General features: G+C 41.7%; 7 protein-coding genes. 6 read left to right on the top strand and 1 reads right to left on the bottom strand.

Features of this window, described 5'->3' with window-relative positions:
- Positions 1–14: 14 nt before the first annotated feature.
- Positions 15–2,096 (bottom strand): heparinase II/III domain-containing protein, encoded by a 2,082-nt coding sequence (locus ACYVD3_RS09310; protein ID WP_460642236.1) that lies wholly within the window; start codon positions 2,094–2,096, stop codon positions 15–17.
- Between the two features lie 336 nt (positions 2,097–2,432).
- Between ACYVD3_RS09310 and ACYVD3_RS09305 the strand changes: the two genes are divergently transcribed.
- From ACYVD3_RS09305 to ACYVD3_RS09280, 6 genes are all read left to right on the top strand, one after another.
- Positions 2,433–4,040: an extracellular solute-binding protein gene (locus tag ACYVD3_RS09305; RefSeq protein WP_460642235.1), complete on the top strand. Its 1,608-nt coding sequence runs from the start codon at positions 2,433–2,435 to the stop codon at positions 4,038–4,040.
- A 25-nt stretch (positions 4,041–4,065) separates the two neighbouring features.
- Positions 4,066–5,004 (top strand): ABC transporter permease, encoded by a 939-nt coding sequence (locus ACYVD3_RS09300; RefSeq protein ID WP_460642234.1) that lies wholly within the window; start codon positions 4,066–4,068, stop codon positions 5,002–5,004.
- Positions 5,005–5,017: 13 nt separating this feature from the next.
- Positions 5,018–5,902, top strand: coding sequence for a carbohydrate ABC transporter permease (locus ACYVD3_RS09295; RefSeq protein ID WP_460642233.1), 885 nt, complete (start codon positions 5,018–5,020; stop codon positions 5,900–5,902).
- A gap of 67 nt (positions 5,903–5,969) precedes the next feature.
- Positions 5,970–8,225 (top strand): helix-turn-helix transcriptional regulator, encoded by a 2,256-nt coding sequence (locus ACYVD3_RS09290; RefSeq protein WP_460642232.1) that lies wholly within the window; start codon positions 5,970–5,972, stop codon positions 8,223–8,225.
- A 980-nt stretch (positions 8,226–9,205) separates the two neighbouring features.
- Positions 9,206–9,787, top strand: coding sequence for a transposase (locus ACYVD3_RS09285; protein ID WP_460642231.1), 582 nt, complete (start codon positions 9,206–9,208; stop codon positions 9,785–9,787).
- 780 nt (positions 9,788–10,567) lie between these two features.
- On the top strand, positions 10,568–11,602 hold the full coding sequence (locus ACYVD3_RS09280) for a DKNYY domain-containing protein (RefSeq protein WP_460642230.1): 1,035 nt from the start codon (positions 10,568–10,570) through the stop codon (positions 11,600–11,602).
- Positions 11,603–12,401: the final 799 nt, after the last annotated feature.

The following is a 12,401-nucleotide window of genomic DNA, read 5'->3' as shown; positions in this document are numbered from 1 at the left end:
GTTTTTAACTCATACTATTTTATTTCTTTGAATAAATCCAGTGCATCTGCCAGCTTATTATCTTCTGCATAGGATAACAGTCTGGCACACAGGTCATCACAATGGGACAGCTCAGGAAGCTTGTCTGTGACATCCAGAATCAAAAGATTTTGGATAACGTGACCAATTCTGGATTCATCGTCCAGAGCAGGTACAAAGTGTGCATCAATGATAGTAGACAGATGCTGCTTGTCTTTGACGATATCCGGGCACAAATCCTCCTTCTGCCAGATATGCAGCGCAGGTTCGCCGCCCCATAAAAGCAGGGTTTTTGTTCCATTTTTTTCCAGGAGAACACTTCGTTCATGCAGTTGCTTCCACCTCACATCAGGATACAAGTGGAAACGCTGTATATGAGGTTCCAGAACACGGTCACCACCCCGGATACAGTCATGTATCAAAAATCCCTTTTCGCGGCAGGAAAGAAGCTTTCGTGTATGACGGCAAAATGTATATGCATCATGGTATGCACTGACAAAGCAGCCGTTTTCATGAGATGAGTAATGCTCTACCGGAGAATCAGGACGGTATACCCCCCATTTCAAAGCATAGAAGCGATCCTCCTGAACCGGATTTCCATGAACCAGCACCGTATTGTGAGACGTCATATTATACATATACCCCCGGTGAGGAGTGCCTGCCTTTACAGAGTGGTAAAGCTGCCTTGAATGTGGTTCTCCAATCAACTCCTGGCCTCTCATGGATACGGAAAGAGATAACATATCCATATGGTTGTGTCCTGTATTACCACAATTTACCTTGGCAGACATCAGAACATAGTTGGCATCCTCAGAGAAGCTGCTTCGGGAGCAAAAGAATCCGCTGATGTCATTGCAGTAATCAAGAGGCTCTGTGGGAAGCTGGGGGGACAGTTTTAAGCGGTAATCCAGCAGCTGCCTGCAGGCTCTATTCCCAGTGCGGTAAGCGCCGTTATATAAGATCCGGTTTGCCTGAGGATTTCCGTTATCTCCCATAGCCGGGAAATTGCTGTGAGGCGGGGTGATTTGAGCCAGGATATCGTAGCTTTTTTTGATACGCTCGCTGCTCTCCCCATCCAACAGCTCTGTGTTGTTTAAGTGTCCCAGATGGATACCGTTGCTGATCATTTCTCCTAAGGCGGCACCGGACCAGTAGGCGATCGAATGTTCACTGTAGCCTCCCGCTTCGTTGAAATCCTCCATAACATGGCGGCGGACTACCTCCATACCTCTGTTTTTCATATGGGCAAATGCCGGAATCTCCGGGAGCAGGGTAGCAAGTATAAATGGTACCAGCCCGCGTTCCCACATATGATGGTTGTAGGGCCGGTAGGTGTCTGTGTCAAATCTTCGGAACTGAATTCCCAGAAACCAGATGCGTTTTAAGATTTCAAAAGCCATGTCGGCAGGAATTTCATAGGGCAGTCTTGTGTAAAACAAGCTGAGATAACACAGGGTGAGAAACCCTGCACTCATAACATCCCGGTCCTCTGTATGAGAGAAGTGGGAAATACCAGCATCGGTAAATTCCAGATTCAAGGGGTAATGCTCCCAAAACATCTGAAGCGTCTCCTGGAATTTTGCGGTTACGGCAGGACTTCCCGTCTCATGGTAGAGCACAGCAAGATATTCAAAAAACTGCCCCCGTGAAAAGATATCTAAAATCGTACGGTGCTTCTTTCCAGTATCTTCTTTTACATTAAAATGAGGAAGATGCTCATAATCATCTCCCAAAGCAATCTCCACGTCTCCTCCCGGACGGACATAGACACCGTCCATCATCTTCTGTCCTGCATACAAACAAAACTCCTTTAAACTTCCCTTCAGTCCCATAGCCGACTGGAACATCTGGGGGCTGGTATCCGTCTCAATGGGTTGCAAAGGCAGGCTGCGGTAATCATAATAATAGGAAACATTGGTCCGCGTCTGAAAATAGCGGATCAGTTCCTTTTTTGCCACATCCGTATGGCCCTTTTTCAGGGAATCACGTACACCAGACAGCCCGGGGTAGTCCAGTGAGAGGGCAGAAAATAAATCGTCATCAGTTATATCGGTTTCCATTATCGGTATGTTTATCATAGATGGGAATCCTCCTGTTTAAGTCTTGGTTTCATTATAGGAAAAGCTGTCGGCATCTTCAATGATACTTTTTTTGTAAAATAACATTTTTTTGTTTGCTATTGCAAAATATAGTCATGAAAACAAAAAAATCAGTTGATTTACTATTAAAAAGCCAATAAAAAGAACATGATTTGCTATTACAAAAAAGTGTTATTTTACAATTTATTGTAGATTGCTGTGTGCAAAAAACTGTGTTATTCTCTCATTACAGCTCATGTATCCCTCCTACTGATTCAAACAGGCACCTGGCAGGAATACAGATAAAGCATAAAACAATTAATGGAGGACAATGAAATGAGAAGATGGAAACGATGGACAGCCTGTATGATGGCAACAGCCATGGTAGGAAGCTTACTGGCAGGCTGCGGTTCTAAGGAGACAACACAGACACAGGCAGGAACTACAGTATCAGATAACACGGAAGCTGGTTCTGAACCAGTTCAGATGTCCTGGCTGACAGGCCAGACCTCTGCCGAGGTAGATGATGATGCAGAAGTAGTTAAGATGATAGAGGAACGTTTCAATATTGATTTGAAAGGCTTTTATGTAGACTCCAGTAACTTTGAGCAGAATTTAAATGTAAAGTTTGCCGGTGGAGAGATGCCGGACGTTCTGGTAGTTGGAACCTCATCTGACTTGGCAAAATACGTAGAGGGCGGTATCATTGCAGAGCTTCCTGTTGAAACGATCAGAGAAAAAGCTCCTAACTTTGCAAAATGTGCAGATGAGAATAACGACGGTACACTGTGGAGCTCTATGATTTATAAAGGTAAGAACTACGGAGTTGCCAATCCTATGAGCGTAGTGCCTATGGCGATGTTCTGGAATCAGAACTGGCTGGATAAATTAGGCTTAGAGGTTCCTGAAACACTGGAGGAATACGAAGAGGTTCTGACTGCTTTTGTAGAGCAGGATCCAGATGGCAATGGTAAAAAGGATACTGCAGGTATGGCAGAACGTGCAATCGGTGCAGTATTCGGTGCTTTTGGTCTTCGCTGTATGACAGGCGGTACCCCTGGATTCCTGGTTCATGAGCTTCAGCTGGGTGAGGATAATGTTCCTTTCTTCCCATATATACGTCCGGAAGCAAAGCAGGCTTTGGAAGTGCTCAACCGTTGGTATCAGAAGGGTATTATTGATAAAGAGTTTATCACAGGTGAGAATCATGGCGGTTATGCCTGGTTATCCCATTCCTTTATGAACGGACAGATTGGTCTGACATCTGCTATGCCTTATCATTACTTAAACTTCAGCACAGATGTGGATGATGTGAACAACCAGGCAATCTGTCTGAAAGAGATGAAGGCTGTAGATCCAGACGCAAAAATCGTAGCAGGTCCTGCACCGGTAGGTCCAAACGGCGATTCAGGTACAGAAGCATGGTCTAAAGTAGGCCGTTTCACCTGTTTAACCACTCAGGGCGCTTCTGATCCAAGAAAGGTAGACGCATTCCTGGCTATTCTCGATGCATATTATTCAGACCCAGCCTTTATGGAGTTATCCAACTTTGGTCTGGAAGGAAAACAGTTTAATAAGGTTGGGGAAGCAAGAGTTCGTATCGGTGATGGCGTAGAACTTCGTAAGCAGGGCGTTATGCAGGTCGATTTTGGTGATACAATTCTCTACGGCCAGACCTTAAACGCTGCAAAAGTGAAAAATGGATTAGCTCTTACAGGAAATGGTTACTACCGCTTTAATGCTCCGGCAACAGAGGAATTCTCCAATGTAAGTGCAACTCTTAAGACACTGACAGAACAGGCATATTATGACATGATTACAGGTGCGAAACCGCTGGATTATTTCGATACCTTCGTGGCAGATTTTAAGGCAGCCGGAGGAGAAGCAGCAGAGCAGGCGATTCAGAAGGCTTACGCAGAGCAGCTGGCAGCAGTACAGAAATAACTGAAAAATCATTTGGGAGGTAACTATGGCGGAATCTCAGATAAAAACGGCCCGCAAAGGAAAAGGCTTTTGGAGCAATCTGTCACAATATAAAGAGTATTATATTATGCTGATTCCTGGAATATTATTTTTCCTTGTGTTCTGTTATGGACCTATGTATGGTCTCATTATCGCATTTCAGGATTATTATCCTTTAAAAGGAATTGATGGAAGTGCATTTGTGGGTTTAAAGCATTTTAAGAGCTTGTTTACAAATCCATTCTTCCTGTCCGTGTTGAAAAACACATTAGTCCTTAGTTTATTGAAATTACTTATATGCTTTCCGGCACCAATTATTCTGTGTCTGATATTGAACGAGATTAAAAGTGTTAAATTTAAAAAGGTAGCCCAATCTGTTTCATACCTGCCTCATTTTGTTTCCTGGGTTGTGGTTTCCGGTATTATCATTGAGTTTTTATCTCCATCCAGAGGTCCTGTGAACATTCTGCTGCAGAACCTGGGATTTGATCCCATATTCTTTGTAGGAGACGCAAAGTATTTCCGTGGTGTGCTGGTTCTTTCCGATATGTGGAAGGGAATCGGCTGGGGCTCTATCGTATATCTGGCAGCTGTTACAGGCGTGGATTTGTCACTGTATGAGGCGGCAGATATGGATGGAGCAGGAAGAATTCAGAAGATACTGCATATTACTCTTCCTGCCCTGGCACCGATTGTCACAGTTATGCTGATTATGGAATCAGGTAAGATCTTAAATGACAGCTTCGAACAGGTATATAACTTCCTGACTCCAACTACATATGGGGTGGGTGATGTAATCTCCACCTTCGTATACCGTATGGGTATTCAGAACATGCAGTACAGCTTCACAACAGCAGTAGACTTATTTAAAAATATCATATCCTTTGGTCTTGTGCTTTTGACGAATTATATTGCACGTAGAACCAATGATTATGCTTTATGGTAAAGGGGGCCAGGTAATGAATTCCATGCGTGGAAAAAGAAAAAGATCTGCCGAAGACTGGCTGATAGATGGTCTGGCCTACGGGTTAGCCCTTGTGCTGATGGTATCGATTCTGCTGCCCTTTATGCAGGTTATCACCATATCCATGAGTCCGGCATCCGTAGTAAATGCAACAGGGTTTCACTTGTTCCCAACCAAGTTTAACTTTTCAGGTTATAAGCAGATTTCCACAGACCCTAATTTCTGGAACAGCTACTTGATTACCATATTGAGAACTGCAGCAGGTACAGCGGCTGGTGTGCTGGTGACGGTACTGACAGCCTATCCTCTGGCAAAACCAAATCTGCCTTACCGTAAGCAATTAATGATGTTTGTAGTATTCACCATGTACTTCTCTGGTGGTATGATACCGAAGTATTTATTAATTAAGGGACTGCATCTGACCAATAACTTTTTGGTGTATATCCTGCCCTGCCTGATTACAGGCTTTGCTCTGATTATCACAAGGAATTTCTTTATGGGAATTCCAGCAGAGCTGGAGGAATCAGCAAAGCTTGACGGTGCTACCAATGTACAGGTACTATTCAAGGTGTTTCTTCCTCTGTCCACTCCGGTTATGGCCACGATTTCACTGTGGTACTGCGTACAGCACTGGAACGCATGGATGGACAACATGTTATATGTATCAAAAAAGGGACTCTATGTTCTTCAATATGTACTTCAGACCATACTGGCCAACGGCCAGACTGCCGATATGGAGGCAGCAGCAGACGTGCTGGTGCATACAGAGACCATGAAGATGGCTGCTTTGGTATTGTCACTGATACCAATTATGTGTACTTATCCATTCCTTCAGAAATATTTTGTAAAAGGTATGATGGTTGGATCTGTTAAAGGTTAAATATTTATGATATACTAAGTATTAGATAAAAAAGGAGACCGCCAGGTGTCTGTATCGGAGGTGGGTTATGAAACACAAATTTACTGTCAAAGGGAAGTATCTGAAATCGTCAGTATTTGTTGTGATTCTATGGCTCAATCTGTTCAGCATTGCAGTGGTCTCTCTTTTTAATTATTTTGTATTTCACAGAATGAGCAATGATGCGTTTTTGAAAAGCTTTATTGAGAACAACAAGCAGGTGACGGATTTGGCTTTTGGAAATATTGATAAGCAGATTATGATGTTCGTCTATCATATTCCTCAGTACTACTTTTCTCCTGTGACGGAGAATGACGACCGTCTCTATCCTCAGGAAAAGGACATCTCCGGTTCGCCCGAGAAGATCCGGCAGCTGACAGAGGGGATGCGCCAGATGCAGAAGGTTTATCCCTACGTAAGAAGCATAGATATCTATTATGAAGGCACTGGCACCGTGGTGACCAGCTTTGACAAGGTCCATTTTCCCAATACCGAAGAACGGTTTGCACAGTATCTGCCTTGGTTTGAGGTGTGGAGAAAGAGCGGAGAGGTCAATGGCTTCATAGACCGGCCCGTAAAGGTGTATTCCGTGAATGAGCCGGTGATGACTTACGTGGCAAAGCTGACTCAGTATAATTGGAATGGACAGTCCGTCTATCTGGGAATTCATATTGCAGAATCTGCATTTGGAGAATATATCAGTGAGAAGGACGGTTCCCTGGCTATTATCGGGAAAGAGGACGGTGTTATCTATGATACGCCTCTCTATGAAGGAGAGAGGATGTCGGCCTCTGCCGTATTGGCTGTAGCAGAAAGAGAAGGTGTTGTCTTTGACGAGGGCGGGCAGCCTTTGTCTCTGGATGTGGCAGGTACCCCTCTGACGTTATTTTATAAAAAATCTGGCAGTACAGGACTGTTATATATGTACTGGGTGGATGACGGTCATTTTTATCAGGACTATAACGTGACAAAACGGATGTTGATTATCGGCTATCTGGTATCCATCGGCTTTAACCTGCTGATATTGGGTATCATCACTTATTATAATAATACTGTTTACCGGAAGCGGGTTCTGCAGGTGTCGGCGGGAGCCGGAATCCTTATCCAGAACGACACCAAAGGCTTTGAAGGTTCGCTGCAGGTGCTTGCTAAGGAAATTAGTTCCCTTCATCAGTCCATAGACTCTTCGAACTCCTTGTTGTTCCAAAGTGCTGTCCGGTCGGTTATTCTCAGCAAAAACCCGGAGATAGGCTACGAAAAGCTGGAGCCCTACCTCAAGGGAGACTGTGTATGTACGTTTTTTTTCTATCTCCCCGAGAAATATGGCGCCCACCTGTCTGTGGAAAGCCTGCAGGGAGAATATACCAATGGAAGCAGGCCCTATGAGGTCTTGTTCACTACCATGGAGAACGACGGACTGATTGGGGTTGTGACAGCCTGGGAGCAGGATATGGCAGAAGTCCGGAAAAGCTTCCTGAAGGAAATGAAAGCCAGGTGGGATACCTTCCACATAGTTTCAGGCCAAAACTGTTCCATGAAAAAAGAAGGTGTGAAGGAAAGCTACCGGACCGCAGTGGAGACTGCAAAATACCGTTATATCTATCCTGAAGAATTGTACCTGTCCTTTGAGATGCTGCATCTGGAAAGCCGCAAGCATTCCGGCAGTCATTTGAAGCTGTTTGAGATTATGGAACTGGATATTGCCAACGAGGACTTCCTGGATTTTAAAACCCGTATGGAAGGCATGGTTGTATCTCTTAAGAGCGGAAACTATGATATTATCTACTGCAACTCCACCCTTCGGGATTTGGTTGCCATGCTTAATCAGATGATGCAGCAGTACCAGCTGGATATGTGGGTGGTGTTTGGTTATGACATTAGGGAACACTCTAAGCAGATTCCTGATATTGATGAGTTCCACCAATGGGCAAATTATCTGTGTGAAAGCATTATCCGAAATATCAGGCATCAGAAAGAATCGGTGGATGTAGACTTAAAGGATAGGATTATCGGAATCATCGATGAGAACCTGGAAACCTGCATCTCTCTGGATTATCTTGCAGATGAGCTGCACATGCGCCCGGATGCTGTCAGCCGTATGTTTAAGCAGCTGATGGGAAAGGGATATGCAGAATATATCAAAGAACAGAAACTAAGCAGAGCAATCAAGCTGATGGATGAGGGCTGCAGTGTAAAAGAGATTGCAGAACAGCTGGGATACAGCTCTTCTCAGTATTTCATCAAGGTATTTAAGGAAGCCTATCGGATTACTCCTTATCAGTTTAAGAAGAATAGGGAGCGGTAGGACAGCGCTGCTCATAGTACCGCAAAGAAGAAAGTGCAGAACCCGCAGATTTCCCTTGCATCATTTTCCGACCTATGATACAAAAACCTTCCGGGGGATACGCACTCCGCGCTAAGGTAGTATGGCCGCTAAAGCGACTGCGTTTCGGCGCGAGGGAGTGTTGCAAAAAAGCCCTAGTTAAGAGCGGTGCTCCCTAATCTAAAAAAAATGACGAGTACACCGATTTTATCAGTGCTTCTCATCATTTTTTGCGTACTTTAACAGCCTCCCCCTTCTAGGCAAGAAATTCTATGCTGTTTTCGCTTCAAACAGGAAATGATCTAATCGTTCTCTCTGGATTTTTGTATGCAGTTTGTTTAGATTATAGCCAAAACACAATAACAGGATCTCTAATTTCACTTGCCAATTCTGATATCTCTGATTGTAAAAAAGTAGTAGGGAACAACGGAGAAATTGGTTATTGTTATAATTGCTCATATTATCGCAAAAATCATATGTCATACTTTTTGGATAACGATGATATTTACAAATCTAAAATAGATAAAGAACTTCATTTTTTATCAACAGCCTTGAAAAGTACCGGAAAACATGGGATATGAAGAAGATGTAAAATCAGCTTATATGCGTTTAGAAGCCAGTACTAATCAGTACGAATCTTATTATACGCAGAAATTGGTAAAAGACTGGGAAGAGGAGAGGAGTAGTAACCATGGCACGTTCAAAGAAAATCAATGAAAATATAATACCAATAATTGATGAATACTGGATTGAACGATGTGATAGAAATCCATAAAAGCTAAAATATGTAATGATAGCCTCATATCTTGAAGAAAAAGGATTATCAATAAAAGAATACGATCTTAGACGTAACATGGAAGTAGCCAACTATAAAAGTGAAATATAAAGCACGGAAGAGACGCAGGAAAGAACCGGGGATTGATTATGCTTACCGTGAAGGAAGAACCTATAAGGACTTCCAAATGTATTTGGCAGAATTCGGTGATGGAAATGTGGTTGAGATGGATACTGTGCATGGAAATAGGGTAAGTGGCAAAGTAATGCTGACCATGCTTTTCCGAAACAGCAGCCTGATGTTGATTTTTCTTCTGGAAGAATGTAGTCAGAAGTGTGTGGTTGAAGTGTTTGACAGTCTAACAGAATTTTTAGGGGTAGAGGGATTCAGAAAAAGCTTTCCGATCATACTCACTGATAATGGATCAGAGTTCAAAAATCCACTTGCTCTTGAGAAAACACTATTGGGAGAGAATAGGACTAAAATCTATTACTGTGAACCGCTGGCATCCTGGCAGAAAGCCCGATTAGAAAAGAACCATGAATACATACGCAAAGTGATTCCAAAAGGTCGATCCCTGGAGGGCTATATCCAAAAAGATATGACGGAACTGACCAATCATATCAATAGTACAACAAGAGCCAGTTTAAATGGCCGCAATCCATTTGAACTGGCTCAATTGCTGAATGCTCAGGAACTATTGGAAGGTCTGGATTTAAAAGCCATCCATCCGGATAAAATAATCCTAAAACCGCAACTACTGAAATAAGAAAAAGTTGATTTTAAGCTTGCAGACAGTGTCATTTTTGTGAAAAGGTAAAATCAGACATGTGGAATTTACTTTTATCAAGAGATTTTCCAGATGTCTTGTTATTATGTAAAAAAATCTGCATAACAGCTCAAGTATGAATAAAGTATAGATGATTTTAAGTGAAAATGGAAGGCTAAAATCCACTAAAATAGCGATAACTGCTAGAAAATACATCCCAGCTATGGGGTGGAATCTCGATTTTCATTCAAGGCTTGAGAAGGAGTGGAATTTACTTTTTTAATTCTGGAAATTCTAAAAATGAATATTCAGTATATTAACCGGCACCAAGTTATGATATAATTAGGGTGCAGAAGTATTATAAAAATCAAATTTTGTTCAGGAAGATAATATTTATTTTTGTGATCATTCGGTCCAAAGCATAGAAAACATCAAAAGGAGTATTATATTTATGAAAAATAAGTACATAGTATTAGCTGGAATGTATCGATACACAGAATACTTCAGGTATTTTTACGGATGTTGCCTATCAAGTTGCTCCCTGGTGCATTGATCTTGCCCTAGCCTGGGCTACCACCGGAAAACGATTTCTACTGCGTAATTAGGCAGAATGAAAAAATGTAAGGTTTTGTTAGTTAAGGTTAGCCACGGAGAGAAAACTGCGTTATATATAGAAACAATTAATTGTTCTGCTATGCCTTTATGTAACAAACGCGGCAAGAAAAACGTGGCTTAATTCCCGGCAAATGTTTTTAATTTCGAGTATAGTATGAGAATCGTATGAACCTCATCTATCACATAGAAAGGTTTTGTATAGAAATGAAGGAACCTAAAATACAATACGCCTTATGGCAATCTGCGTACTTCTTTGCTAACACTGGCCAAAATTATTATGAAATCATAAAGCAACTTGGTTTGAGTATACAAGAATGGAACTTTTATTCTCAACAATATAATTACTTTTATGTACTGGATGAATATTTCACCAAATACAAATATGATCTAAAACCTTTCGGGATAGAAAAATTGGACAACCAATTGCAATCACACTTGTATTTTTTTGAAGAAGAATATCATGAGTTGATGAGTCCAACAGATACAATATCATCTTTTTCGAGAAAAATTCAAAAGCGTATTTTTGAAAATCCCTATATTGGAATATTTCAAAATGTTCCTTGGAAGGCAACATTCATCGCTCGTCATCCATGGTTATCTGCCTGTATGTTCTCCCACGATGATCATCATTTGTACTGTTGTGGTGAAATCATAAAAAACAAAAAGAACGAAGAAATACATCCTATTGATCTCAGTCAATTCAAAGTGCTGAACCGTCATTATTTGACAGACAAGAAAAATGTTTTTGTGCAAAAACAAAAGAGTTGCAGAGACTTATACCCTGTATTTATGCCGTTGAAAAATGTAGATATGCCCTCTTTTAAAACCGTTGGAGAGGAATATGCTTGCGATGAAAAGCGCGTCTACTTTTACACAAACCGCAGTATCCAGAGCCCCTCTGCTTACCAACTTCAAATTTTTTATGAAAATATAAAGAAATCCAGCGGTATTGTTTACCCTGTGGAAACAGGCTATGCATTGGACAGGCATTTTGTTTATTACAAGGGAAAAATACTTTCTGAGCATCCTCTTTCCTTTCAGCAATTTGGCCTGAGTGGTTATTTTACGGATGGAATGGACGTATTTTATACTGGAAAAAAACTATCCGCTGATATCGCCACCTTTGAAATAATTGACACACAGCATGCTGAGGATCAAAATTATGTTTTTTCCGGCGCAATGGTTTACAAAGAAAAATAAATGGGGAGAGTATATTGAATAATTCACGACCACAACAACCAAAGGCAACAGGATCCGAACCAATGGCATGGGGACAAAGAGAAATACAAGACCAATTCCTGAATGCGTATAACCAAATAACTGGTTAATAACATCCGCAATTTCAGGAGGTACATCCGGGAGATTAATCCAGCCAAAGATAAGCTTCAGGGCAGAAGAGAACGAGTTTAAAATACTTTCAATAATCAATTCATCATAACCTCCTCCCATTTACGTTCACAGAGCTTTATAAATCCAAAAAGTTGAAGCTGGCTTCCTGGAGCAGTGGCTCCCCCATGATTTCAAAAGAGGGGAGTGTGACAACAAAATCAGTGGAAGAGGAGGCCAAGAAACATTTCCACAAGCTGAGCCAGCAGATCAATAGGAAAAGAGAGAAAACCAAGCCGATCACTAAACCAGGAGAACAAATCACCAAAAGCATTAAACCAAACACCATATGTACCAGACTTAGGAATACCAGCCCTTGTAAATGAAAACGACAATTGAATCCATTTTTTATCACTATATCCAGATAATTTATTTGTTGCCTAAAGACCAGTAGAAGCATTATAAGGCAACAAGACCCAGGTACCATCAGAAGCAATCGCCTGAACATAAAAGTATGGTAATGATTCAGCACGAGAAGGAAAGGTAACAGATAGCACCAGGCAGAAGGAAAGTAGCAGAGACAGAAACATACATTTTAATTTCATGAGACCCCCAAAACTACAGGGAAAATTGGATTTGACACAGACACACAGTTATAACCGTTAATGCAGAT

This window comes from Lacrimispora brassicae (genome assembly GCF_054772055.1).
The sequence above is the reverse complement of the archived record's forward strand: the minus strand, read 5'-3'. Positions and strand labels throughout refer to the sequence as shown.